This window comes from Kribbella soli (assembly GCF_004331345.1).
Classification (GTDB): domain Bacteria; phylum Actinomycetota; class Actinomycetes; order Propionibacteriales; family Kribbellaceae; genus Kribbella; species Kribbella soli.
This window is the reverse complement of sequence record NZ_SJJZ01000004.1, coordinates 872,957-897,756: the sequence shown is the minus strand read 5'-3', so window position 1 is coordinate 897,756 and position 24,800 is coordinate 872,957. Positions and strand designations below refer to the sequence as shown.

At 68.2% G+C, this 24,800-nt stretch carries 25 protein-coding genes; 6 read left to right on the top strand and 19 right to left on the bottom strand.

Annotated features, from left to right (window positions below; translation table 11 throughout):
- Nucleotides 1–75: 75 nt before the first annotated feature.
- Nucleotides 76–780, top strand: a complete 705-nt coding sequence (locus tag E0H45_RS35105; RefSeq protein WP_131345452.1) for a siderophore-interacting protein — start codon at nt 76–78, stop codon at nt 778–780.
- A 10-nt stretch (nt 781–790) separates the two neighbouring features.
- Nucleotides 791–1,243 carry a GNAT family N-acetyltransferase gene (locus E0H45_RS35100; RefSeq protein WP_131345443.1) on the top strand — a complete coding sequence of 151 codons (453 nt, stop codon included), beginning with the start codon at nt 791–793 and terminating at the stop codon, nt 1,241–1,243.
- Here E0H45_RS35100 and E0H45_RS35095 read toward each other — a convergent pair.
- The 6 genes from E0H45_RS35095 to E0H45_RS35070 all read right to left on the bottom strand — a co-directional run bounded on the left by E0H45_RS35095 (nt 1,218) and on the right by E0H45_RS35070 (nt 7,621).
- Nucleotides 1,218–1,844 carry a TMEM175 family protein gene (locus tag E0H45_RS35095; protein WP_131345441.1) on the bottom strand — a complete coding sequence of 209 codons (627 nt, stop codon included), beginning with the start codon at nt 1,842–1,844 and terminating at the stop codon, nt 1,218–1,220. The genes E0H45_RS35100 and E0H45_RS35095 overlap by 26 nt on opposite strands.
- Before the next feature lie 25 nt (nt 1,845–1,869).
- Nucleotides 1,870–3,369, bottom strand: a complete 1,500-nt coding sequence (gene arfA, locus E0H45_RS35090) for an arabinosylfuranosidase ArfA (RefSeq protein ID WP_131345439.1) — start codon at nt 3,367–3,369, stop codon at nt 1,870–1,872.
- A 21-nt stretch (nt 3,370–3,390) separates the two neighbouring features.
- Entirely contained in the window at nt 3,391–4,257 is an 867-nt protein-coding gene (locus E0H45_RS35085; RefSeq protein WP_131345437.1) for a carbohydrate ABC transporter permease, read from the bottom strand.
- A complete protein-coding gene (locus E0H45_RS35080; protein WP_131345435.1) occupies nt 4,254–5,195 on the bottom strand; it encodes a carbohydrate ABC transporter permease in 942 nt (313 codons plus the stop codon). The genes E0H45_RS35085 and E0H45_RS35080 overlap by 4 nt, the downstream gene beginning before the upstream one ends.
- An 11-nt stretch (nt 5,196–5,206) precedes the next feature.
- Nucleotides 5,207–6,496 carry an extracellular solute-binding protein gene (locus tag E0H45_RS35075; RefSeq protein ID WP_131345433.1) on the bottom strand — a complete coding sequence of 430 codons (1,290 nt, stop codon included), beginning with the start codon at nt 6,494–6,496 and terminating at the stop codon, nt 5,207–5,209.
- 114 nt (nt 6,497–6,610) lie between these two features.
- Complete coding sequence (locus E0H45_RS35070; protein ID WP_131345431.1) at nt 6,611–7,621, bottom strand: LacI family DNA-binding transcriptional regulator; 1,011 nt, start codon at nt 7,619–7,621, stop codon at nt 6,611–6,613.
- 92 nt (nt 7,622–7,713) lie between these two features.
- On the opposite strand from E0H45_RS35070, the gene E0H45_RS35065 reads away from it, so the two are divergent.
- Entirely contained in the window at nt 7,714–8,835 is a 1,122-nt protein-coding gene (locus E0H45_RS35065; protein WP_131345429.1) for a glycoside hydrolase family 75 protein, read from the top strand.
- On the opposite strand, the gene E0H45_RS35060 is transcribed toward E0H45_RS35065, so the two are convergent.
- Nucleotides 8,836–9,873 carry an aldo/keto reductase gene (locus tag E0H45_RS35060; RefSeq protein ID WP_131345428.1) on the bottom strand — a complete coding sequence of 346 codons (1,038 nt, stop codon included), beginning with the start codon at nt 9,871–9,873 and terminating at the stop codon, nt 8,836–8,838. It lies immediately after the preceding gene.
- A gap of 147 nt (nt 9,874–10,020) precedes the next feature.
- Here E0H45_RS35060 and E0H45_RS35055 point away from each other — a divergent pair, with 147 nt between their 5' ends.
- Nucleotides 10,021–11,061 (top strand): aminotransferase class V-fold PLP-dependent enzyme, encoded by a 1,041-nt coding sequence (locus tag E0H45_RS35055; RefSeq protein ID WP_131345426.1) that lies wholly within the window; start codon nt 10,021–10,023, stop codon nt 11,059–11,061.
- Nucleotides 11,062–11,070: 9 nt separating this feature from the next.
- Nucleotides 11,071–11,496 carry a MerR family transcriptional regulator gene (locus E0H45_RS35050; protein ID WP_131345424.1) on the top strand — a complete coding sequence of 142 codons (426 nt, stop codon included), beginning with the start codon at nt 11,071–11,073 and terminating at the stop codon, nt 11,494–11,496.
- A 6-nt stretch (nt 11,497–11,502) separates the two neighbouring features.
- Here E0H45_RS35050 and E0H45_RS35045 read toward each other — a convergent pair whose 3' ends face one another.
- The 11 genes from E0H45_RS35045 to alr all read right to left on the bottom strand — a co-directional run bounded on the left by E0H45_RS35045 (nt 11,503) and on the right by alr (nt 23,537).
- Nucleotides 11,503–12,618 (bottom strand): MerR family transcriptional regulator, encoded by a 1,116-nt coding sequence (locus E0H45_RS35045; protein ID WP_202872660.1) that lies wholly within the window; start codon nt 12,616–12,618, stop codon nt 11,503–11,505.
- Between the two features lie 33 nt (nt 12,619–12,651).
- Nucleotides 12,652–13,140 carry an SRPBCC family protein gene (locus tag E0H45_RS35040; RefSeq protein WP_131345422.1) on the bottom strand — a complete coding sequence of 163 codons (489 nt, stop codon included), beginning with the start codon at nt 13,138–13,140 and terminating at the stop codon, nt 12,652–12,654.
- Nucleotides 13,137–13,994, bottom strand: coding sequence for a formate dehydrogenase accessory sulfurtransferase FdhD (gene fdhD / locus E0H45_RS35035; RefSeq protein ID WP_131345420.1), 858 nt, complete (start codon nt 13,992–13,994; stop codon nt 13,137–13,139). Before fdhD ends, E0H45_RS35040 begins: the two co-directional genes overlap by 4 nt.
- Nucleotides 13,982–15,133: a molybdopterin molybdotransferase MoeA gene (locus tag E0H45_RS35030; RefSeq protein ID WP_202872659.1), complete on the bottom strand. Its 1,152-nt coding sequence runs from the start codon at nt 15,131–15,133 to the stop codon at nt 13,982–13,984. Before E0H45_RS35030 ends, fdhD begins: the two co-directional genes overlap by 13 nt.
- 161 nt (nt 15,134–15,294) lie before the next feature.
- On the bottom strand, nt 15,295–15,516 hold the full coding sequence (locus E0H45_RS35025; RefSeq protein WP_131345416.1) for a formate dehydrogenase subunit delta: 222 nt from the start codon (nt 15,514–15,516) through the stop codon (nt 15,295–15,297).
- Nucleotides 15,513–18,335 (bottom strand): formate dehydrogenase subunit alpha, encoded by a 2,823-nt coding sequence (fdhF, locus tag E0H45_RS35020; RefSeq protein WP_131345414.1) that lies wholly within the window; start codon nt 18,333–18,335, stop codon nt 15,513–15,515. Before fdhF ends, E0H45_RS35025 begins: the two co-directional genes overlap by 4 nt.
- A complete protein-coding gene (locus tag E0H45_RS35015; RefSeq protein ID WP_131345412.1) occupies nt 18,332–19,873 on the bottom strand; it encodes a formate dehydrogenase beta subunit in 1,542 nt (513 codons plus the stop codon). The genes fdhF and E0H45_RS35015 overlap by 4 nt, the downstream gene beginning before the upstream one ends.
- Nucleotides 19,870–20,364 (bottom strand): NAD(P)H-dependent oxidoreductase subunit E, encoded by a 495-nt coding sequence (locus E0H45_RS35010; protein ID WP_165546697.1) that lies wholly within the window; start codon nt 20,362–20,364, stop codon nt 19,870–19,872. The genes E0H45_RS35015 and E0H45_RS35010 overlap by 4 nt, the downstream gene beginning before the upstream one ends.
- A 448-nt stretch (nt 20,365–20,812) precedes the next feature.
- Nucleotides 20,813–21,442: a M15 family metallopeptidase gene (locus tag E0H45_RS35005; protein WP_131345410.1), complete on the bottom strand. Its 630-nt coding sequence runs from the start codon at nt 21,440–21,442 to the stop codon at nt 20,813–20,815.
- On the bottom strand, nt 21,439–22,404 hold the full coding sequence (locus E0H45_RS35000) for a D-alanine--D-alanine ligase family protein (RefSeq protein WP_131345408.1): 966 nt from the start codon (nt 22,402–22,404) through the stop codon (nt 21,439–21,441). The genes E0H45_RS35005 and E0H45_RS35000 overlap by 4 nt, the downstream gene beginning before the upstream one ends.
- Nucleotides 22,401–23,537 carry an alanine racemase gene (gene alr, locus E0H45_RS34995; RefSeq protein ID WP_131345406.1) on the bottom strand — a complete coding sequence of 379 codons (1,137 nt, stop codon included), beginning with the start codon at nt 23,535–23,537 and terminating at the stop codon, nt 22,401–22,403. The genes E0H45_RS35000 and alr overlap by 4 nt, the downstream gene beginning before the upstream one ends.
- 112 nt (nt 23,538–23,649) lie before the next feature.
- On the opposite strand from alr, the gene E0H45_RS34990 reads away from it, so the two are divergent.
- The gene (locus E0H45_RS34990; protein ID WP_165546696.1) at nt 23,650–24,192 is read left to right on the top strand and encodes a CGNR zinc finger domain-containing protein; all 543 of its coding nucleotides are present in this window, start codon (nt 23,650–23,652) and stop codon (nt 24,190–24,192) included.
- Here the strand turns inward: E0H45_RS34990 and E0H45_RS34985 are convergent.
- Nucleotides 24,130–24,780 carry a GNAT family N-acetyltransferase gene (locus tag E0H45_RS34985; RefSeq protein ID WP_165546695.1) on the bottom strand — a complete coding sequence of 217 codons (651 nt, stop codon included), beginning with the start codon at nt 24,778–24,780 and terminating at the stop codon, nt 24,130–24,132. The two genes, E0H45_RS34990 and E0H45_RS34985, sit on opposite strands and share 63 nt — an antisense overlap.
- Nucleotides 24,781–24,800: the final 20 nt, after the last annotated feature.

Here is a 24,800-nt window from a genome sequence, read left to right as displayed (position 1 = left end):
TCAGTTAGGTTAGGCTGCGCTAACTTACTCGGCAATAATCTGCCACCACAACCGCATTCTCGCTGGAGGTCCATCGTGAGGCATGGCTGGGAAGGCGCTGTGCTCAAGCTGTTCCGGGGGAAGGACTTCACCTTCACCGTGACCGGTGCCGAACAGGTCACCGAACGCTACCGCCGCGTGCACTTCATTGACGGCGGTCTGCTGCAGGCGCTCGGCGTCCACCCGACGATGTGGGTGCGGCTCTGGTTCGACAACGCCGGCAAGCCGCACCAGCGCGCGTACACGCTGGTCGATCCGGACGTCGAGACCGGTACGTTCAGCCTGGAGTTCGCGCTGCACGACGGCTGCGCGAGCGACTGGTCCCGCAAGGCCGAGCCCGGCGACACCATCGAGGCGACGGTGCAGGGGACCGGGTTCGACGTACCGGATCCGCTGCCGCCGCGGATGCTGGTGGTCGGCGACCCGGCGTCGCTGCCCGCGATCAACTCTCTGCTCGCGGTCGCCCCGAAGCTGCCGGCCACGATCTGGTTCGAGACCACGCACGACACCGACGACGAGCTCCCGTTCCGGATCGAGGACCACCACGACCTCCGGACGGTTCCGCGGCCGCAGATGGTCGAGCAGGTGAAGGCCGATCTGCAGCAGCTCGTCACCGCGGGCACCTTCGTGTGGATCGCGTGTGACACCGCGACCACCCGTGAACTCACGTCGTACGTCCTCAAGGACCTCGCCGTTCCCAAGCACCGGGTGAAGTCCCTCGGCTACTGGAAGGCCGCGTAATCTGGCGCTCGTGATCACGCCGCTCGACCTGACCGACCGCGCTCTCGCCGAGCGACTGCTGGCGATCCAGCACGCCGCGTACGCCGTGGAGGCCGAGCTGATCGGCTTCGACGGCATCCCGCCGCTCCGGGAAGATCTCGACGGCCTGATGTCCTCGACCGAACTCTGGCTCGGCCGGTACGACGGAACGCACCTCATCGGCGCGGTCGCCTACGAGCTGCCGGACGAGCTCACCGTCGAGATCTCCCGCCTGATCGTCGACCCAGCGCACGCCCGCCGCGGGCACGGCCGAGCCCTCCTCGACCATCTCGACCGGATCGAACCACGACCGGTCAGTCTGGTCTCCACGGGCTCGGCCAATCTCCCGGCCGTCAACCTCTACAAGTCCCGCGGCTACGCCACGGCCGGCGAGGTAGAAGTTGCCCCCGGCATCTACGTCACGCAGTTCCGCCGCGCGTCCTGACCTGCTCGAACGCGTAGTAGACCGCAAGCAGGAAGACCAGCAACAAGGTCAGCTGGGCGGAGACGAACGACACCCCGATGCAGGCTCCGTAGATCACGGTGCCGAACGAGTACCTGATCAGCGACTTCCGCATCTGGGCGCGGTCCATGTCGTGCTCGACCAGGTGCTTGCGCAGCACGTGCCACCAGATCGCGCTGAACGCGATCGCGGCCAGGGTCAGGTTGGCGCTGTAGACGGCCGCGGCGACGTTGGCGTTGATCGAGTGGTCTTCCAGGTGCTCCGCGAACATGCTGGTCGGGAACGGCAGCAGGGTGACCCACAGCAGCAGCAACAGGTTGAGGAACATCAGCCCGCGGTCCGCGCGCTGGATCTGGCGGAACATCGAGTGATGGTTGACCCACATGATGCCGAGGATCGCGAAGCTGGTCAGGTACGCCGCGAACTGCGGCCATTCGTGCAGCAGCGCCGGCCACAACCGCTCACCCTCCTCGAGCTCGGGACTGCGGAGTTCGAGGACGAGGAGGGTGATCGCGATCGCGAAGACGCCGTCACTGAAAGCTTCGAGACGACTCGTCTCGGCAAGGTCGGACTGTGTGCTCACGGGGACACAGTCTGAGCCAGCCTCGTCAGTTCGTCGACAGAGAAAGCGCTGTCCAGCTGATCGCCGGTAGCGTAATCGTCAGCTTGCCGTCGACCAGCTGTGCGTCGACCTGTTGTGGGGTAATGCGGTCCGGGTGGTTGGCAGTGTTCGTCGCCAGCCCGTCCTCGTCGTGCACGATCACCGCCTCGTCGATGGTCGACACACCGCTCCGGCTGACGTCGATCGTGACCTCGATCGGGCCTTCGGTCGACCGGTTGACCGCGAAGACCGCGAGCTTGCCGTCGTCGTAGGTTGCGACTGCGTCGACGGCGGACACGTCGCCGTGCTTCGCCGTCGTCACGACGGGCGAGTCGGTCTCCACCCGCAGCACCTGACCGGCCGCGAGCCGGGACGTGATCGCGAACGGGTGGAACGTCGGCTGCCGCCAGGCGGCGCCGCCGGGCTCGGTCATGATCGGCGCGATCACGTTCGCGAGCTGCGCGAGGCACGCCACGCCGACCCGGTCGCTGTGCCGCAGCAGCGAGATCAGAAGGTTGCCGACCACAACCGCATCGGTGACGTTGTACTCGTCCTCGATCCTTCGCGGCGCCACCTCCCACTGGTCGCCCGGTCCGTCGGTGCGGCGGGAGCGCTCGCCGTACCAGACGTTCCACTCGTCGAACGAGATGCCGATCTTCTTGCTGCTTTTGAGTTCCGCGCCGACGTGGTCGGCGGTGGCCACCACGGACTCGATGAAGTGGTCCATGTCCACCGCGGACGCCAGGAACGAGGCTGTGTCGCCGTCGTCGTTGCCGTAGTACGCGTGGCAGGAGATGTATTCGACGAACTCGTACGTCTCCCGCAGCACGTCCCGTTCCCAGGTCCCGAACAGCGGCATCTTCGACGACGACGAGCCGCACGCGACCAGCTGCAGGTCGCGATCGATCATCCGCATCGCCCGCGCGGTCTCCGCCGCGAGCCGTCCGTACTCCGTCGGCGTCTTGTGCCCGACCTGCCACGGGCCGTCCAGCTCGTTGCCGAGGCACCACAGCTTGATCCCGTACGGCGACGCGCCGTGCTGCTCGCGCAGATCGGACAACGTCGTACCGCCCGGATGGTTCGTGTACTCGAGCAGGTCGAGCGCCTCCTGGACCCCGCGGGTCCCGAGGTTGATCGCCATCATCGGCTCGACGCCGGCTTTCACACACCAGCGGCTGAACTCGTCCAGCCCGAACTCGTTCGTCTCGACACTGTGCCAGGCGAGGTCGAGACGCCGCGGCCGATCCGGGCGCGGGCCGACGCCGTCCTCCCAGCGGTAGCCGGAAACGAAGTTTCCGCCGGGATACCGGACGACGGAAACGCCGAGCTCACGGGTCAGTTCGAGGACGTCCTTGCGGAAACCGTCCTCGTCGGCGGTCGCATGGCCGGGCTCGTAGATACCGGTGTAGACGCACCGGCCCATGTGCTCGACGAAGGTTCCGAAGGTTCGGCGGTTCACGGGCGCGATCGTGAACGCCGGATCGATGGTCAGATTGGCAGAGGGCACCAGGTTGCTCCTGTCTTGTGTCTAGCCCTTGATTCCGGCGTCGCCGACACCGCGGACGACGTGGCGCTGGAACAGGGCGTAGACGATCAGCAAGGGAAGACCGCCCAGGACCGCAGAGGCCATGATCTGGGCGTAGCGCAGGCCGTACGAGCCCTGCACGTTGGCGAGGCCGACCGGGATCGTCATCATCGACGGGTCGGTGGTCACGATGAAGGGCCAGAGGAAGTTGTTCCAGGCCCCGATGAAGGTGAAGATGCCGACGGCAACGAGGATCGGTCGCGACATCGGGACCATCACGCTCCAGACGATCCGCCAGCGGGACGCGCCGTCGACCCGGGCGGCGTCCTCGTAGTCGCGGGAGATGCCGTCGAAGAACTTCTTCAGCACGAACACCATCACCGGCGCGACCACCTGCGGCAGCACCATGCCCCAGTACGTGTCGACCAGGCCGAGCCCGGTCATCTCCTGGAACAACGGCACGATCAGCACCTGCGGCGGCACCAGGATGCCGGCGATGATCAGGCCGAACAGCACCTTGCGCCCCGGGAACTTGGTCCGGGAGAAGCCGTACGCCGCCAGGACCGACACGACCAGCGTCAACGTCGTCACGAGGACCGAGACGATCGTGCTGTTGAAGAACCAGCGGATCAGGTCGCCTTGGTCGATCACGCTTCGGTACGCGTCGGCGGTCGGAGCCTCTGGTAACCAGGTGATCGGAGCCCGGGTCGTCTCCGGCTCCGGCTTGAGCGAGGTGTCGAGGGCCCAGAGCAACGGAATCAGCCAGATGACGGCGAGGATCACGGCGCCGACAGCGCTCGCCGCCTTCGGGAAGGTCCAGCGCACCGGACGGCTCGGCTTGGTGGATGCAGGCAAGGTCGCGGTTGTCATTCTGCCTCCCCTCGGCCGGAGAACAGTTTGAACTGTGCGACCGCGACGATCACGATGATCGCGAAGAACAGGTACGAGATCGCGGACGCGTAGCCGATCCGGTAGCTGGTGAAGCCGGTCTCGTAGATGTACATGATGATCGGCCGGGTCGCGTGGTTCGGGCCGCCGGTCGTCATCAGGTAGATCTGGTCGAAGATCTTCAGCGACGCCACCAGTTGCAGTACGACGATCAGACCGGTCGTGCGGCTCAGCAACGGCAGCGTGATCCGGAACAGTTGCTGCCGGCCGTTCGCTCCGTCGATCGCGGCAGCCTCGTAGACCTGGGCCGGAATCCCTTGCAGGGCGGCCAGATAGAGCAGGAAGTTGAACCCGACCGTCCACCAGACGGTCGTGATCACCACGGCGAGCATCGCCCGGTTCTCGGTGTTCAGCCAGTCGATCTCGGCGAATCCGCCGGCCGTCAGCAGGCCGTTCACCAGGCCGAATCCGGGCTGGTAGATCCACACCCAGATCAGGGTCACGACGGTGGCCGGCAGGACGAACGGAGCGAAGTACGAGAACCGCAAGAGCCAGCCGAGCAGGCCTTTGCGGTTGGCGAGCAGCGCCATCACGAGCGCGATGATCACCAGCGGCGGCGTACTCATCGCCGTGAAGACGAGGGTGTTCTTCAGCGACGACCAGACGGCCGGGTCACCGAACAGGTCCCGCCAGTTCTGCAGGCCGAGGAACTCGTGCTTGACGCCGGCGAGGCTGGTGTTGAAGAAGCTGTTCCACAGGCCGGAGACGATCGGCCAGAGCATGAACAGGACGAACAGCAGCAGGAACGGCGCCACGAAGAACAGCCCGCCCCAGCGTTCCTTCCACGGCTGTTCGGTGCCCGCCTTCGCCGCGGTCGGCGGCGTACCGGGGGTGACGCGAGGTGGTGTCTCTACGGCCATGACCGACCTCCTTAGACCGGGGACGGGGTGTCGAGAAGCTTCTGGGTGGCGGCCTTGAACTGCGCGAGCGCAGCCTTCGGGGTGATCTGTCCGGCCGCGATTCCGCTGAAGGCCGCTGCGGACTCGTTCTCCAGCTGCGCCCCCGAACCGCTGAACCATGCATCCGGGTCGTACAGCACGTTCGGAGCGGTGCTTCGGTACTCCGCCTGCGGCTTGAGTTCCAGGTACTCCGGGCTCTTCGCGACCGGCTGGTACGCCGGGATGTGGCCGCCGGCCGCCCATTCGACGCTGTGCTTCAGCATCCAGGCGATGTACTCGATCGTCGCCTTCGTGTCGTCGGCGTTCCGGTGGGCCTGGTGCGGCAGCACGAAGGTGTGCGAGTCGCCCTGGAACTTCGGCACGTCGTACACGACCGGGAACGGCGCCATGCTGAACGGCATCTTCGCGGTCTGGTACGTCGTGACCTCCCACTCACCGTTGAAGCTCATGCCCGCGTCTCCGTTGGTGAACATGGCGACCAGGGCCGCGTAGTTCGCCGACCGGGGCGTGAGCCCCTCACTGGCGAGCTTCGCGATCAGGTCCAGGGCCTCGAGCGCCTTCGCGTCGTCGAGCACCAGTTGCGTGCTGTCCTCGTTGAAGAACTCGCCCTCGAGTTGGCCGTAGAGCGTGTACCACAGCCGCCACGGGCTGGTGGTGTCGACCGAGACGGCGTACTTGCCGGTGACGTCCTTGACCGCGCGGAGCATGTCGAGGAACGGGGTCACGCCCTTGACCGGCTTGATCTTTCCGTCCGGGCCGAGCAGCCCGGCCTTCTTGCAGATCTCGGTGTTGTAGTAGAGAACGAACGGGTGCTGGTCGAGCGGTACGGCGTACAGCTTGCCGTCGACGACGCAGCGGTCCCAGGTGGCCGGCAAGAAGTCGGATTGCTGCACTCCGGCTGCGTTCAGCAGGTCGACCGGGATCGGGTCCAGCATCGTGGTCGGGCTGAAGCCCTTCAGCCGGGACAGGTGCAGGGTCGCCACTTCGGGCGACCGGCCACCGGCCGCGGACATCGCGAGCTTGGTGTAGAACGGCGGACCCCAGGCCAGCGTGTGCGCCTCGAACGCGACGTCCGGGTGCTCGGCGACGTACTGCTGGTGGATCTGCAGGAGGCGGGCGCCGTCGCCGCCGCCGAACAGGTTCCACTCGCGGACCTTGGGCTTGGAGTTGAGGGCGCCGCAGCCGGTGAGGGCGAGGGTGCCGAGCAGGCCACCAAGTACTGCTCGACGCCCCGGGCGGAAGGGGGCGTGGTCAGGGGGCATCTGTCCTCCAGGCGGAAGCGGAGCACGGATTTACATCGGTGTACTACATCGGTGTAGAAGATCGCATGAGCTGTCTTGGACGTCAAGACCTCAGGGCTCGGTCAGTGCACGATTTCAGTGCACGCCGAGTGTCGACTCGCGCGCGTGCAGCTCGTACCGGGCGGCGATCTCCTCGTGGTCGGAGTCGTCGCCGGCCATCCGCCGGACCAGCAGGTCGACGGCCTTCTTCGCGATCTCCGTGCGGCCGGGGTCGACCGTGGTCAGGCTCGGCGTGCTGTAGCTGGCTTCGTCGATGTTGTCGAAGCCCGCCACCGCGACGTCGTCCGGGACCCGGATGCCACGCTGGGCGAGCACCCGCAGCGCGCCGAGCGCGAGGGTGTCGTTCAGGCCGAGGAGGGCGTCGAACTTCAGGCCGGAGGCGAGTAGCCGTTCGGTTGCCTCGGCGCCTGTTGAGCGGTGCCAGCGGCCGGCCGGAAACGCCAGTTCCTCCGGTACCGGGAGGCCGTGCGCGGTGAGGGCTTCGGCGTACGCGCCGTACCGGATGGCCGCGGTGCCGACCTTCTCTCCGGGGTGGACGCCGAGGACCGCGATCCGCCGGCGCCCAAGGGCCAGCAGGTGCTCGACCGCTGCCTTGGTGCCGGCCACGTTGTCGATCATGACGTGGTCGACCGGGCTGTGGAAGATGCGCTCGCCGAGCAGCACCATCGGCGTATTGGCCTTCAGGTGGTCGATGTCCTCCTGGCCCAGGCCGAGCGGGCTGTAGAGCAGGCCGTCCACGAGGTGGCCGCGGGGCCGGGCGAGGACGGTCAGCTCGCGGTCGCGGTCCGCGCCGGTCTGCTCGATCATCACGGTCAGGCCGTGCTCGTCGGCGGCCATGATGACCTGGTCGGCGAGCTCACCGAAGTACGGCAGGCTGAGCTCCGGAACGGCCAGCCCGATCACGCCGGTCCGGCCGGACTTGAGGTTCCGGGCGGAGAGGTTCATCCGGTAGCCGAGGGCATCGATCGCCGCGAGCACCTTGGTCCGGGTCTCCTCGCGGATGTACGGGTACCCGTTCATCACGTTCGAGACCGTCTTCGGGGACACGCCGGCCTTGCGCGCGACATCGCGCATCGTCACAGCCATGGCCTCAGCGTAAGGGCTGTCAAATAATAACCGTCATCTGTACTGTATTGGGCGAAAACCTTCATCTTCCGTTCCGCCCCTCGGAGGTTGCGATGGTTCGCCGATCGATTGTGGTTTGCCTTGCCCTGGCTTTGACCGGGCTCGCGTTGCTGGTTCCGCTGCGACATTCCCAGGCCGACGAGCAGGCCGGTCCGACCGCCGACCAGCTCCGGTCCAGGGCGTCGTGCGAGTCGCAGGTGTCGAACGGGAAGTACGCCCACGACTCCGGCGGATCCAAGACCGCCGCGGTCTGCCGGTCCGGCGACGCGGTGCACTGGACCGCGGACTTCGACATCGACTGCGACGGGCAACGGACGACGCAGTGCAACGAGAACACCGATCCGTCGTACCAGCCGGAGACGTCCTGGCAGCAGTCCGACGGCCGCCCGCTGAACTCGGCCGGCCTGCCGTTCATCGTCGTACCGCTGCCGAGCTCGATCTGGGACTACCGTACGTCGGGTATCGACGGCGCGACCGTCGCCGCGGTCGTGTACCAGGACAAGGTCGCGTACGCCGTCGTCGGCGATCAGGGTCCTACCGGGATCGTCGGCGAGGGCTCGTACAAACTGGCGCAGCAGCTCGGGATCAATCCGGACCCGGCGTCCGGCGGTGTGGACGGCGCGGTCGTCACGTACATCCTGTTCCCCGGCGTCACGTCCGTTCCGATCGAGAACGCGGCCGATGCGGTGAGCAAGGGTGAGGCGGCCGCGAACGCGTTCGTGAACAGCACCCAGACGTGTGCGAGTACGAACCTCGACTTCACGTCGTACCCGACGATCCAGTCCGGCTCGACCGGTTCCGCGGTCGAGGCCGCGCAGTGTCTCCTTGGTGGCACCAACGAACCGTCCGGCACCTTCGACACGGCGACCGCCGATGCCACCAAGTCCTTCCAGACCAGGGTCGGGCTGCCCTCCGACGGTGTGATCGGCGCGTCGACGTGGACCGCACTGCTGGCCGCCGGCGATCAACCGACGCTGCGCCTCAACTCGACCGGTGCAGCGGTCAGCCGCCTCCAACGTTCACTGACCGCGGCCCTCGCCCGAACGGTCGCGATCGACGGCCAGTTCGGTCCACAGACCGAAACGGCAGCCAAGGACTACCAAACCTCAAGACAACTGATAGTCGACGGCGTTGTAGGCCCCGTGACCTGGACTTCCCTCCAAGGTGGCAAGTAGTCAGCGGTCGGACAGGACGCGGCGGCGCTGGGTGACGTCGGTGAGGGACTGAGGTTGCCAGGCGGCGTCGGCGCGGTACAGGTCGGTGCCGGGTGGGACGATCTCGTCGATCCGGTCGAGGGTCTTGTCGTCGAGCGTCAGGTCGGCGGCCTTGAGCAGGCCCTCGAGTTGCTCCATCGTGCGCGGTCCTGAGATCACCGACGTGACCGCGGGATGCGTGGTGACGAAGGCCATCGCCAGTTCGGGCAGCGACGTACCGATGCCGTCGGCAACTTCGACCAGTTGCTCGACGGCGTCGTACTTCGCCGCGTTCGCGGGCAGCGCCTGGTCGAAGCGGTCGGGAGCGAGCGCGGCCCTGGCGGACAGGTCGAGCGGCTGGTTCTTGCGGATCTTCCCGGACAGGAACCCGAAGGCGAGGGGGCTGTACGTCAGCACACCCATCCCCAGCCGGCGGCTGGTCGGGAGGACCGAGCGTTCGATGCCGCGGGCCATCATCGAGTACGGCGGCTGGTTCGTGCGGAACCGCCCGTACCCGCGCCGGTCCGACACGTGGTACGCCTCGACGATGTCCTCCGCCGGGAACGCCGAGCACCCGAACGCGCGGATCTTGCCCGCACTGACCAGGTCACTCAGCACCCACAGCGTCTCCTCGATATCGGTGGTGTGGTCCGGCCGATGGATCTGATAGAGGTCGATCCAGTCGGTATCGAGCCGGCGCAGGCTGTCCTCGACCGCGCGGGTGATCCAGCGCCGCGAGTTCCCGCTCCGGTTCCGGCCCTCGGTGAACGGAAAGTGCACCTTGGTTGCGAGTACGACGTCGTCGCGGCGGTCCTTCAGCGCCTTGCCGACGATCGTCTCGGACTCGCCCGCGGAGTACATGTCCGCGGTGTCGACGAAGTTGATCCCCTGGTCCAGGGCGGCGTGGATGATCCGGACGCAGTCGTCGTGATCCGGGTTCCCGACCGCCCCGAACATCATCGCCCCGAGACAGTGCGTACTGACCTCGATCCCGGTCCCACCCAGCGTGCGATAGCGCATGAACTCCAGCTCCTCTGTGATGACTGCCCCGCACGCTAGGAGCTAGACCGCTCTCTAGGTCAAGCCCCACTTTGAGCACCCACCAACCAGATCGAGGCTCCGGAAATGGTTGGTGGGTGCTCAAAGTGGGGTCCGTAGGGTGGGGGCGTGGAGATTGCGGAGCTTTGGGATGCTGAGCCCGGCTGGTTGAACACTGCCTCGTACGGGCTGCCGCCGCGGCCGGCGTGGGAGGCGTTGCAGGCTGCCTTGGCGGACTGGCGCGTCGGTGCGACGAGTTGGGAGCCGTGGGACGCGTCGACGACGCGGTCCCGGGAGTCGTTCGCGCGGCTGGTCGGGGCGGAGGCGGCGGACGTGTTCGTCGGCAGCACGGTGTCCGCGGCGCTGGCGCCGATCGCGGCCGCGTTGCCGGACGGCGCGAAGGTCCTGACCGACGACGTCGAGTTCACGTCGAACGTGTTCCCGTGGCAGGTGCACGCGGACCGGGGCGTCGAGGTGATCGCCGTACCGGGTGACGAGGTGGTTGCCGCGATCACGCCGGGAATCGACCTGGTCGCGGTGAGTGCGGTGCAGTCGTCGACCGGCGTCGTCCTCGACCTGCCCGCGGTAGTTGCTGCCAGCAAGCAGATCGATGCGCTCGTGGTGATCGACGCGACCCAGGCGGTCGGCTGGCATCCGATCACGGTCGACGGCGTCGACGCGTTGATCGCCCACAGCTACAAGTGGTTGATGTCGCCGCGCGGCGCGACGCTCGGGTACCTGTCGCCGCGGTTGCAGGAGCGCTGCCGGCCGTCGGCGGCGGGCTGGTACGCCGCACGTGACGTCCACGGGTCGTACTACGGGCCGGTGATGGAGCTCGATCCGGCGGCGCGGAGGTTCGACCAGTCGCCGGCCTGGTTCAGCTTCGTCGGCGCGGCGCCGGCGCTCGAGCTGATCGAGGAGATCGGCGTCGAGACGATCAACCGGCACAACCTCGCGCTTGCGAACGAATTCCGCGCCGGGCTCGGACTGGAGCCGTCGAACAGTGCGATCGTCAGTACGAGCCTGCCCGGGGCGCAGGAGGCGTTCGCGTCGGCCGGGATCCGGGCCGCCGTACGCGACGGGAAGCTGCGCGCGTCGTTCCACATCTACTCGACGCGTGACGACGTACAGCAAGCTCTGTCTGCGCTGAAGCCTTTGATCCGGAGTTAGGGTGCGGACATGGATGGACTGAGCATCGGGCAGGTCGCGGAGCGGACCGGGTTGAGCGTGCACGCACTGCGGTTCTACGAGCGTGAGGGACTGCTCGCGGACGCCGTACGGCGGGAGTCGAACGGGCGGCGCGTCTACACCGAGGACGACGTCGACTGGCTGAACATGTGCATCAAATTCCGCTCGTCCGGGATGCCGCTCGACACCATCCGTAAGTACACCGAGTTGGTCCGGCAGGGGGCCGGCAACGAGGCGGACCGGCTGGCCCTGCTCAAGAGCCATCAGGACCACGTGCGCGCGCAGATCGAGGAACTCAACGAGTGCCTCAACGTGATCACCTGGAAGGTCGACATCTACCAGCAGCACGTGGACGCCGGCACCGCCGACGGCCTGTGGGTGACTCCGTCCACGCAGACCGCCAGCGAGGCGTCCTGATCACCTTCAAGCGATGAGAAGGCGGAGGCCGAGATCTGCCGCGTCGAGGTCGGCCAGGTCGCCGTTGCGCTCGGCCCACCGGCCGGAGGCGAGGTCGTCGCCGAGGCCTCGCACCGCGCGCTGCTCCGCCTCCGGACCGACCCTCGTCCAGACCGACATCGCGCGGCGCACGTGGTCCTCCAGATAGGCCTCCGGCCGGCGCCAGTACGCCTCGAACAGGCCGTCGGCGCAGTCCCATGGGACGGGTACCGGCTCGGCGCGGGCACCGATCGCGTCGCCCATCCCGGCGATCGAGGGGAAGCCCTCGAGGACGGAGGCGAACTCGGGCAGGTAGTCGCGGGTGAGCCAGAACCGGTCCTGCCAGCCGGGTTCGTCGGTGTCGAACGTGAAGACCACCACGCGGCGGGCCACCCGGCGCATCTCGCGCAGCCCCGCGATCGGGTCCGCCCAGTGGTGAACGGTCGAGACGGCCATCGCGACGTCGAAGGAGTCGTCCTCGAACGGCAGGCTCTCCGCGGCGGCAGCCACGCACGGCGCCGAGCCGGCCGGCCGCTGACCGCGCATGACCTCCGAGGGCTCGACCGCGGTCACGTCGCGATCGGTTGGCTCGTAGGATCCGGTGCCGGCTCCGACGTTCAGCACCGTCTGCGCATCCCCGAGCGCCTCCCAGATCCGCGCGGCGATCCGCGGTTCGGTACGCCGTGTCGCCGGGTAGGCGCCGCCGATCACGTCGTACAGCCGCGCACCTAGTACCTCCAGTTGCTCCTCCGGTGTCACCCTCAGTCCCTTCGCCCGCGTCTCGAGTTCCCTGTCGATAGCCCGCACCATGGCGTCCGTACGATCACGCCCCTGCACCAGCAGCCCGCGCAGCTGGCGCAGGCGCGCGACCGCATCGGTGGACGGATCGCCGACCAGTTCGCCGACCTCCCGCAGCCCGAAGCCGAGCCGTCGATAGGCAAGGACCTCCCGCAGTCGCTCGACGTCGGCCGCCGAATAGGCCCGGTAGCCGGCCGAGGTTCGCGCCGACGGCCGAACGAGCCCGAGGTCGTCATAGTGGTGCAGTGTGCGGACGCTCACCCCGGCCAGGTCGGCCACGCGTCCCACAGTCCAGTGATCGTCCACGGCACGACTATGGAACCTGACGCCACGTGAGGGTCAAGAGGGTGTGTCGAGAGCCGACTGCATGGCGGCGAGGGTGGTGCGCATGTTCGCCGCCAGTTGGTCGAGCCGGCCTTGGATGACGTCCGCTGCTCGGTCCGGGTGTTGCGCGACGCCGATTCGCATCCCGCTGAGGCCCGGGCCGTGGGTGAACGACTGACGGACGAGGGTCTCGGTGCCGCGGTCCTCCAGCTCGTACTCCCAGTGCGCGAGCGGCACCGTCTCGTCGCCGTACACGTCCCAGCCGAAGCGCTTCCGCTCCTCGAGGACGGTGACCGTGCAGGTCACGTACGTCTCCAGGCCGTCCGGGAAGCGGTTGCGCGCCTCGAAGCGGGCACCCTCCTCGAGCCAGGCGCCGTGGATGCACTCCGGGCTCCACTCGCCGTACCGCTCGATCGCGGTGATGCCGGACCAGGCCTCGTGGATCGGCAGCTTGATGAGTACCTCGACGCCGGTGGTCGCACCGGTCACTCCGTAGTCGTTCATGCCCGGTACGTCGTACGCACCTCAGCGGCCTCGACATTTACCCGTTCCGGGCGGCTGTACAGGTTCAGGTTGCCGTTGCGGATGAAGCCGGCCAGGGTCAGGCCGGACTCGGCGGCGAGGTCGATGGCGAGCGAACTGGGGGCGGAGACCGCGCCGAGGATCGGGATGCCGGCCATCACCGCCTTCTGGGCGAGCTCGAACGAGGTCCGTCCGGAGACGATCAGGATCAGGCCGCGGGCGGGGATCCGGCCGTTCAGCAGGGCCCAGCCGACGACCTTGTCGACGGCGTTGTGGCGGCCGACGTCCTCGCGGACGACGAGCAGCTCGCCGGTCGGGGTGAACAGGCCTGCCGCGTGCAGACCGCCGGTGCGGTCGAAGACCTGCTGCCGGGCGCGGAGTGCATCGGGGAGGGTGGCGAGTACGTCGTACCTGATGGTGACGTCGTCGGTCGCCGGGGAGTGGCGGGTCTTGGTACGGACCGCGTCGAGGGACGCCTTGCCGCAGACGCCGCAGGACGACGTGGTGTAGAAGTTGCGCTCGACGCCGGTGACAGGAGCGGGTACACCGGGCGTGAGGCCCAGGTCGAGGACGTTGTACGTGTTGCGGCCCTCGTCGTCGCGGGAGTCGCAGTACCGCGCGTCATGGATGTCATCGACGCTGCCGATCACGCCCTCGGTGTGCAGAAAGCCGTGCGCGAGCTCGACGTCGTGGCCCGGCGTCCGCATCGTCACGGCGAGCGGCTTCCCGTCGACCCGCAACTCGAGCGGCTCCTCAACCGCAATCGAGTCGGGCCGGGAACGGCTACCGGCCGGGCCGACGCGCACCACCGGCCGCCGCGCAATCAACCGCCCCATGGGGCGGCTCCCGGGTTGAGGGGGAGGAGGCGGGCGGCGATGGCTTCGGCGGGGCCGGGGGCTACTACGGCGAGTGCGTCGGCGGTGGCGGGGCCTCGGAGCATGGCGGCGCCACCGTGACCGACGGGTACGGCGCCTTGTGCGGTGCGGCGGATCGGGACGAGTCGGGTGCTGGTGGGGTGGCAGGGGATACCGCCGGGGACTGCGATGTTGGTGAGCTCGGGGAGCGGGAGGCCGCGCATGCGGGTGATGGCGGCGACACCCAGCGTCAGGAACGCGACCAGCGCGGCGAACGGGTTGCCGGGGAGGCCGATCACGAGGCGTCCGTCCGGCAGTTGCGCGAGCGCTTGCGGATGCCCGGGACGGCAGGCAACTCCGTCGACGATCAGCTCGGCGCCGAGCGTCTTGAGGGCCGGCCGGAGGTGATCGGCTGGTCCCGAGGCGGAGGAGCCGGACACGAGGATGAGCTCGGCCTCGGTCTCCCGCAGCGCGCTCACCAACTGATCCAGCGAGTCCGGCAGATGCCGCACAGAGGCGGCGGGTTTGGCACCGGCACGGGTGATGAGGCCGGAGAGCATGGGGCCGATGGCGTCGCGGACTCGGCCGGGGGTCGACGGGCCCTGGCGGACCAGTTCGTCGCCGGTGACCAGGGCTGCGACCGTGGGAGGGGAGATGACCGTAAGGCGGTTGAGGCCGACGGTTGCCGCGAGGCCGAGAACGGCCGGGTCGATGACAACTCCGGCCGGCAGCAACAGGTCGCCAGGCCGGCATTCCTCGCCCGCGCGCCGGATGTGCCGCCCCTCCTCGGACGGCCCGTCCAGTCGGTCGCCCGTCAAGACAGCGTCTTCCGACCGCACCACGGACGTCGCCCCGGCCGGCACTGCCGCGCCGGTGACGATTCCGGTCGCCTGGCCGTCCTCCAACTCACCAGGATCGGCGGTCCCGGCCTTCACGTGTCCGACAACGCACCACGGCCCGGCGCCACGTACGGCGTACCCGTCCATCGCGGCCCGATCCGCCGGCGGCACCGCAACCGGCGACACCAGCGGCGTGGCCAGCACGCACCCGTCAGCCTCGTCGAGCCCGCGCCGTACGACCGCTCCCGGCCGCGCCACAGCGTGCGCCAGCCCCCGAGCCACGTCCCACGCAACCGCATCCCGCCGCGCCCTCGCGGCACGGCCTTCAGCAGTTGTGTGCCCAGGCCCGTCCTCCACAGGCCCACCCTCTCCGACGCGCCCCCGGTTGTCGAACCGATCCCGCACGCCGGACGGTATCTCCGCCCTGGTCGTGCCGGCCTGAGTCATGCGGGGGCCCGGAGTTGCTGGGCGGCCAGCGCTGCGGCGGGATCGAGGTCGGTGGCGCCGGAGGCGACGTGGGCGATCAGCGCCTGCTTCATCCGGGGGTCCCAGACGGCCTTCATGTGGTTCGCGATGGCGGTGGCGGCGTCCGCGGGCGGACGGTGCGCGAACTGGGCCGCGATCTCGTTCGCCAACCGCACGTACGACGGTACGCCGCCGCTCATCGATTGCCGCCGGCAACGACAGGCTCACGGGTGGACTCGTCGGCGACCGGCTCCGGGATCAGGTCGACCTGGACCGCGGTGACCTTGTACTCGGGGCAGTTGGTGGCCCAGTCGGAGTTCTCCGTGGTGACGACGTTCGCGCCGCTCACCGGATGGTGGAACGTGGTGTAGCAGACGCCCACCGGCATCCGGTCCGAGATCGTCGCGCGCAACTCGGTCCGCCCGACCCGGCTCGACAACGCCACCATGTCCCCGTGCGTGATACCGCGCACCTCGGCGTCGTGCGGATGGATCTCCAGCACGTCCTCGGCATGCCACGCGACGTTCGCTGTACGCCGGGTCTGCGCCCCCACGTTGTACTGCGACAAGATCCGCCCGGTGGTCAGGATCAACGGGAACTTCCGCGTCGACCGCTCCGACGTCGCCACGTACACGGTCTCCATGAACCGCCCCTTGCCGCGGGTGAACTCGTCCTCGTGCATGATCGGCGTGCCCGACGGGTGCTCGAGGTTGCACGGCCACTGGATCGAGCCGAGCTCGTCGAGCTTGTCGAACGAAACACCCATGAACGTCGGCGTCGTCAGCGCGATCTCGTCCATGATCTGCGCCGCCGAGTCGTAGTGCATCGGGTAGCCCATCGCCTGCGCGATCTCGCAGATGATCTCCCACTCCTGCTTCCCGGTCCGCGGCGCCATGATCGGCCGCACCCGGTTGATCCGGCGTTCCGCGTTCGTGAACGTGCCGTCCTTCTCCAGGAACGATGTCCCCGGCAACAACACGTGCGCGAACTTCGCCGTCTCGTTGACGAACAGGTCCTGTACGACGAGCAACTCCAGCGCACCCAGTGCCGCGAACACGTGCTGCGTGTTCGGATCGGACTGCGCGATGTCCTCGCCCTGGACGAACAGCGCCTTGAACGAGCCCTCGATGGCCGCGTCGAACATGTTCGGGATCCGCAGGCCGGGCTCGTTGAGGATCGGCGTACCCCACAACTTCTCGTAGATGTCGCGGACGTCCTCGTTCGACACGTGCCGGTACCCGGGCAGCTCGTGCGGGAACGAACCCATGTCGCACGAGCCCTGCACGTTGTTCTGCCCGCGCATCGGGTTCACGCCGACGCCCGCCCGGCCGATGTTGCCGGTCGCCATCGCGAGGTTCGCCATCCCCATCACCATGGTCGAGCCCTGGCTGTGCTCGGTGACGCCGAGACCGTAGTAGATCGCCGCGTTCCCGCCGGTCGCGTACAGCCGGGCCGCTTCCCGGATCTTCTCCGCCGGTACGCCGGCGATCTCGGCCACCGCCTCCGGGCTGTGCTCGGGCTGCGCGATGAACGTCTCCCAGGCCTCGAAGTCCTCGCACCGGCTCGCGACGAACTCGCGGTCGACCAGGCCCTCGGTCACCACCACGTGGGCGAGTGCGTTGATGATCGCGACGTTCGTGCCCGGGCTGAGTTCGAGGTGGTACGCCGCCTCGATGTGCGGCGACCGGACCAGGTCGATCCGCCGCGGGTCGATCACGATCAGCTGCGCGCCCTGCCGGATCCGCTGTTTCATCCGGGAGGCGAACACCGGATGCGCGTCGGTCGGGTTCGACCCGATCACCAGGATCACGTCGGACTCGTCGACGGAACGGAAATCCTGCGTTCCGGCGGATTCCCCGAAGGTCTGCTTCAGCCCGTACCCGGTCGGCGAGTGGCAGACCCGTGCGCAGGTGTCGACGTTGTTGCTTCCGAAAACTGCGCGGACCAGTTTCTGGACCGCGTACACCTCCTCGTTCGTGGTTCGTGACGAGGTGATCGCGCCGATCGAGCCCTGCCCGTGCGCGGCCTGGATCTCCCGGAGCCGGCTCGCGGTGAACGAGATCGCCTCCTCCCAGGAAACTTTCCGCCACGGTTCCGAAATCGTGTTCCGCACCATCGGCTCCAGCACCCGGTCCGGATGCGAGGCGTACCCGAACGCGAACCGGCCCTTCACACAGGAGTGGCCCTCGTTCGCGCCGCCGTTCTTGTACGGCACCATCCGGACCAGTTCGTCGCCCCGGAGCTCGGCCTTGAACGAGCACCCGACACCGCAGTACGCGCAGGTCGTCAGCACGGTCCGGGTCGGCATCCCGAGTTCGACCACCGACTTCTCCTGCAACGTCGCGGTCGGACAGGCCTGCACGCACGCGCCGCAGGACACGCAGTCCGACTCGAAGAACGACACCCCGGCACCGGCCGCGACCTTGGAATCGAACCCACGCCCCTCGATCGTCAGCGCCAGCGTTCCCTGGACTTCGTCACACGCGCGCACGCACCGCGAGCACGCGATGCACTTGGACGCCTCGAAGTCGAAGTACGGATTGGAGGAATCGGTCGGCAGGTCCATGTGGTTGGCACCGGCCTCCACACCGGAGCCGTACCGGACCTCGCGCAGCCCGGTGACGCCGGCCATGTCCTGCAGTTCGCAGTCACCGTTCGCAGAGCAGGTGAGGCAGTCGAGCGGGTGGTCGGAGATGTACAGCTCCATCACGCCGCGGCGCAGCTTCCCGAGCCGCTCGTTCTGCGTCCGGACGACCATGCCGTCCCGGCACGGCGTCGTACATGAGGCCGGCGTACCTTTCACACCGTCGATCTCGACCACGCACAGGCGGCACGACCCGAACGCCTCCAGGTTGTCGGTCGCGCACAGCTTCGGTACGTCGACCCCCGCCTCCTTCGCTGCGCGCATCACGGACGTCCCCGGCGGAACCTGCACGGTCACGCCGTCGATGGTCAACGAGGTCGTGGCCTCACCGGAGCGAGCCGGCGTACCGAAGTCAGGTTCCTTGAGCAAGCTCATGCGTTGAAGTCCTCTCCGAAATGGCGGACGGCGCTGCGTACTGGCATCGGGGTGAGGCCGCCCATCGCGCAGAGCGAGCCGTCGGTCATGAGTTCGCACAGGTCCTCGAGAACGACCAGATTCTTTGCGCGGTCGGTGCCGGACACGATTCGGTCGATGGTCTCGACGCCGCGGACCGCGCCGACACGGCACGGCGTGCACTTGCCGCACGACTCGGCCGCGCAGAACTCGAACGCGAACCGCGCCATCGCCGCCATGTCCACGGTCTCGTCGAACACGACGATCCCGCCGTGCCCGACCATCGCCCCGGCCGCCGCGAACGCCTCGTAGTCCATCGACAGGTCGAACTGCTCGACCGGCAGATAGGCACCGAGCGGACCGCCGACCTGGACGGCGCGCACCGGCCGCCCCGACGACGTACCGCCGCCGAAGTCGTTCACCAGTTCGCCGAGCGTGATCCCGAACGCGGTCTCGACGATCCCGCCGCGGGCGACGTTCCCGCCGAGCTGGAAGACGCTGGTGCCGAGCGAGCGGCCAGTGCCGTACGCCGCGTACTCCGCGGCACCGTGCGCGAGGATCGTCGGAACCGTTGCCAACGACAACACGTTGTTGACGACCGTCGGGCGGCCGAAAAGCCCTTCCAGAGCAGGGATCGGTGGTTTCGCGCGGACCATGCCGCGCTTGCCCTCCAGGCTCTCGAGCATCGAGGTCTCTTCACCGCAGATATACGCACCCGCGCCGACCCGGACGTGCAGGTCGAAGCCGAACCCTGAGCCGAGAATGTCCGGCCCCAACCAGCCTTCGTCACGCGCACGCTCGATCGCGTCCTCGAGCGTCGCGACCGCGTCCGGGTACTCCGAGCGCAGATAGACATAACCCTCCGAGGCGCCGACGGCGTACGCCGCGATCGTCATCCCCTCGATCAGGGTGAACGGATCGCCCTCGATCAGCATCCGGTCCGCGTACGTGCCGGAGTCGCCCTCGTCCGCGTTGCAGCAGACGAACTTGAGATCCGCGTCGGCGCCGAGCACGGTCCGCCACTTGATCCCGGTCGGGAACCCGGCCCCACCGCGTCCACGCAGCCCTGAGTCCACGACGGTCTCGACCACGTCGGCCGGCGCCATCGCTAGCGCCGCTAGCAATCCGCGCGTCCCGCCGTGCGCCACGTAGTCCGCGGTCGACAACGGATCAACCACGCCCACCCGCCGGAACGTCAACCGCTGCTGCCGCTTCATCCACGGCAACTCTTCGACCAGACCGAGGCTTTCGCCCTCGCCGGCGAACATCCCGGCGGCAACCAGCCCGTCCACGTCCTCCGGCGCAACGGGCCCGTAACCGACCCGTCCCGCCGCCGTCTCCACCTCCACGAGCGGCTCCAGCCACAACATCCCCCGAGACCCGGTGCGCACGATCTCCACATCACCCGAAGCAGCTGCGGCGTGCGCGGAGATACGTTCCGCGACTTCGTCCGCGCCGACGGAGCAGGCAGCGGAATCGCGCGGCACGAATACCCGCACCGGCGAGGCTGCGGGCGTCATCGGGCCTCTCCCAACAGTGCGTTCAGCCTGGTCGATGTGACCCGGCCGTGGAGTTTGCCGGCGACTTGTACCGCGGGGCCGAGGGCGCAGTTGCCGAAGCAGTAGATCTCTTCGAGAGTGACCCGGCCGTCGTACGTCGTCTCGCCGAACTCGCAGCCGATCGTGCGTTTCGCGTGCTCGGCGAGTTCGACCGCGCCGACCGAGCGGCATGCTTCCGCCTGGCAGATCGCGACGGTGGTGCGGCCGGCCGCCGTACGCCGGAAGTCCTTGTAGAACGTGACGACACCGTGCACCTCGGCGACCGCGAGGTTCAGTACGTCGGCGATCACCGCGATATCCGGCTGGTCGACGTACCCGAACTCCTCCTGCACCGCGTGCAGGATCGGTATCAGCGCACCCCGGAGACCGCGCAGTTCCTCCGCGATCTCCCGCACACGCTGGGCACGCCCGGGAGCCGGGACGGGGGCAGCGGCCACGACCTCACTCGTCATGTATACAATATTCCGTCGCCGCCAAGCCACGGTCAAAGCAATGCTGCCTATCAACTGATAGACAGCAGCTATCAATCCTCAGTCCCCGGTTCCTGCCCGATCCGGGCAGACCTCCAAAGAGCGGGGAAACAAAGTTGCATATCGCGACGATTTCTTTCCCCGCCACGACAGCTCCCGTCGCCCGTGCAGTCTCACGCCGAGTCGTGGCGTTGGTTGCCACTCGAAACCGCGAGTCGTGGATCGAGGCTGCATTTGACCGCCAAGACCCACGACTCGACGAACACCAGCACCTGCGCCAGGTTCGCTCGCCGGAGCGCCCTCAATCGGCCGGTTGTGTGCAGCTCGACAGGTAGAGCACCAGCGAGACACCGTACGCACAACCACAATCACGCTCAGGTACACTACCCGGCCAACCAAGACATCCTGTCCTAATGCACGCCGTGCCCCTTCACCGCACCACCCCGAACACATCGACCGGGCCGTAGAGGGCGGTGGGGTGGTTCTCCAGGTAGGCCCAGTAGCGGTCGCCGTACGACCAGTGCCACCACTCGGTCGGGTAGTTCACCAGGCCGGCAGCAGACAGTACGTCGGCCAGCAGCGAGCGGTTCGTCCGCGCCTCGCGGCTGATGTTGGTCGCCGCGAAGAAGCACGCGCCGCTGCTCTGCTCAGGTGTCGCGTCGATCGGCGTACCGAGGTCGAGCGGACCGTGTGCGCCGATCAACGTCAGGTCGACCGCCGCGCCGGCCACATGCGGTGCGACCTCGATCGGCGATACGAAGCGACTGGCGAGCACGTGTGCGTCGTGATCGGAGATGCCGGGATGCAGCCGCTCCAGCTCGGCGCGGTACCCATCCCAGATCTCCTGCTGACTCTCGACCGGCCGCAGTCCCTCGACGACTTGCAGACGGATGCCGACCGGCAGGAACGTGTCGGCCACGGCGAGCCGGTCGGCGACGCTCTCCCGCACGAGCTGCCGCCCGGTCGTCAGCACGTCCCGGGTGAACAGGTCGACCAGCGGCTCACCGCTCTCGATCGCCGGGATGCTGGTGATGCGATCGTCGCTCAGTAATACAGTCATCCGCGCTCCACCGCTGTACGGATCAGGGTGTCGACGACCTCGGCGTACGACATCCCGGCCGCGGCCCACATCCGCGGGAACTGCGACGCCGGCGTGAACCCGGGGAATGTGTTGATCTCGTTGACGACCGGCTCACCGTCGGGCGGTACGAAGAAGTCCACCCGGGCCAGCCCTTCGCAGCCGAGCACCTCGAACACGTCGATCGCCGTCCGCCGCAGTCGGATCGCCAGCTCGGGATCGATGCGTGCCGGTACGACGAACCGTGTGGCGCTGCTGTCGTACTTCGCGGTCGCGTTGAAGAACGGCTGCTCCGGATCCGGATGGATCTCCAGTGCCGGCGCGGTCTCCACCCGCCCGTCCGGGAACTCCAGCACCGCGAGGTCGATCTCGCGACCCACCATCTCCTGCTCCACCAGCACCTGCGGACCGAACGCGGTCGCTTCCGCGATCGCCGCCAGCAGCGTCGGCAGGTTCGTCGCGCGGGTGACGCCGAAACTCGAGCCGCCGTTCGCCGGTTTCACGAACAGCGGGAAGTCCAAGCCAGCCACTTTCAGCTTCTGCAGCGCGGCTTCGGTGTCGGTCAGCTCGGCGCCGCGCAGCGTGACCCCCGGCGTCACCGGGATCCCGTGTGCCTTCAGAACCGCCTTGGTCAGGTGCTTGTCCAGCCCGACCGCACTGGCCGCGATGCCGCTGCCGACGTACGGGATGTGCAGCTGCTCGAGGAAGCCCTGCAGGCTGCCGTCCTCGCCGCCCTCGCCGTGCAACGCCGGGATCGTGACATCGCACGCCTGCAGGATCTCGATCGCTTCGTGCTGCCCGTCCAACCAGTTGCCTTCAGCATCGATCACCAGCGGGATCGCCGTGTGGCCGAGCAGTTCGACGGCCTTCACGATGCCCTTTCCGCTGGCCAGCGAGACGTCGTGCTCCGGGCTCGCCCCACCCATCACCACTGCGACCTTCATCGGGTCCCCTCCTCGTAGCTCCTACGCACCCGGGAACCGATGCCGCAGTAGATCTCGTGCGGGATCGTGCCGGACCACTCGGCCCACTCGGCAGCGGTCGGCTCGCCGTGGAAGCCGTCGCCGAAGATCGTCACCGGTTCACCGGGCTCGACCGTGAGGTCACCGGCGTCGACGACGAACTGGTCCATCGCGATCCGCCCGATCACCGGCATCCGTACGCCGCGGCACTGCACACTCGCCTGCCGTACGGCGGCCCGCGGGACACCGTCGGCGTACCCGATCGGCACCAGGCCGATCGTCGTGTCCCGGTCCGCCACGAAGTCGTGCCCGTACGAAACCCCTTCGCCGGCGCGGATCCGCCGTACCTGGGTCAGCTTGCTCAGCAGCCGCATCGCCGGCCGCAACCCGATCCCCAGCTCGTCGATCCCGTACAGGCCGGCGCCGATCCGGACCAGGTTCGTGTCCGGTGCGTCGAGCGTGATCGCACCGGCCGAGTTGGCCAGGTGGACGACACTCGGCCGCAGACCGGCTCGGTGCGTGAGACCCACCCCGGTCCGCAGGAGCTGCAGTTGCCGCCGGCTCTGCACGGCGTCGGCGGAATCGCCGTGCGAGAGGTGCGACCAGATCCCGCGGACCGTGACGGCGCCGAGCGCCTCGTAGTGCGCCGCCGTTCGGGTGAGCTCGATCCACTGGTCAGGTGCACTGCCGGCCCGGTGCAAACCGGTGTCCAGCTTGAGGTGCACGTAGTGGACGGACGGAATGGACACGACGTGTTGCAGTTCGGCGACCGTCGAGACGCTGACGTCGACGTCCATATCGCCGAGCAGCATGAGTTCGGTCGCGTCGTACAGCCAGGTCAGGATGGGGACGGTCAGCCCGGCCGCGCGCAGTTGCAGCGCTTCGTCGGCGTGCGCGACGCCCAGCCAGGTCGCACCCGCCTCGACGGCTGACCGCGCCACCGGCACGGCGCCGTGCCCGAAGGCGTCGGCCTTCACCACGGCCAGAACGCCCTGCGGAACACGTTTTCTGAAGTTTCGGACGTTGTCGCGGACGGCGGACAGGTCGACGACGGCCTCCGACAGTCCGGTGATCCCACGTGCTGCCGGGCGGTGGCGGGACTGAACCAGGGTCATACCCGTCATTGTTGTTTCTGGCAACGATCGGGATCATCGGAGTGCGGACGGATGTCTGCCTACGACCCTGGTATGACGTACCTCCTCCACAAGAATGAGCGATACTGGACGGGTGCAAGCCACCGATCATCTGCAGGCGTCGCTGCAGGCCGCGATCGCGCTGGCCAACACCTTCGGATCCGCCGAGCGGCAGGGTCGCCCGGCGGTTCCCCCGGACGCCGCGGCGATCGACGCCGTACTGCGGCTGACCACCAACCGCCCGCCCGCCGTCGATGCCGCCGACTACGCCGTCGGCGGGAAAACGTTGTACGACGCCCTCGGCAGACTCCCCGACGTCGATCGGGCCGTCGAACGGGTGAATGCGCTGCTCAGGGAGACCAAGGCCGCGCCGCAGTTGACCCGGGACGGGGGAGCGCCGTGGCACCTGCACTTCGGCAGTCCCGACGACGCGAACGGCTGGCTGGCCGAATTCGCCACCGCCGTGGCGATGCTGCTCGGGAGCGACGAGGCGGAGCGGCTCCGCCGGTGCGAGGCCGACCGATGTGACGACCTGTTCCTGGACTCGACGCGGAACGGGAACCAGCGATTCTGCTCAACCGCCTGTCAGAACCGCGCCAAGGTCGCCGCTCATCGGGCGCGGGTCCGCAACTCCTGACGCCGTCACCATCGTCGCCTCCGCTTCCCAGCCGAGCTTGCGGTAGAGGTGGAAGCCGTCGGTGGTGGCCATCAGCAGGCCGGTCCGGGCGCCACGCTCGAGCGCTCGTGCGGCCAGTGCGCCCATCACCACGCTGCCGAGTCCCCGTCGCCGGTACGCCGGATCGGTGTGAATGTCGTGCATGACGGCGTCGTCGCCGACGATCGCCACCATCCCGCCCGCCGCGACGGTGCCGTCCACGAGGACCTTCACGTACTCCAGTGGGCCGTCCGTCTCGGTCTCGGCAGTCGCCCGCGGGTGCGCGAGCAGGTCGATCGACATCAACGTCTTCTGCTCTTCGAACGGCTGTGTCCCAGCATCTGCCAGCCGGCGGGCGATCTCCGCGCCGTGCTGCGTGGTGACGGTCAGCCAGGTGTCCGCGGGCAGGCTCCGGGCCAGCCGGTCAACGGTCGTCGGGTCGTCGGTGCGGGTGAACAGTTCGCGGTCGCGCCCGGGGAGCCGCAGTACGGCGGCGTACGCGTCGTCGTACTCGATCACCGGCGCCAGGCCGCGGCACAGCCGCCAGCCTTCCAGCCATCGCCTCATCATGGAGCCAGTGTAACTGCCTA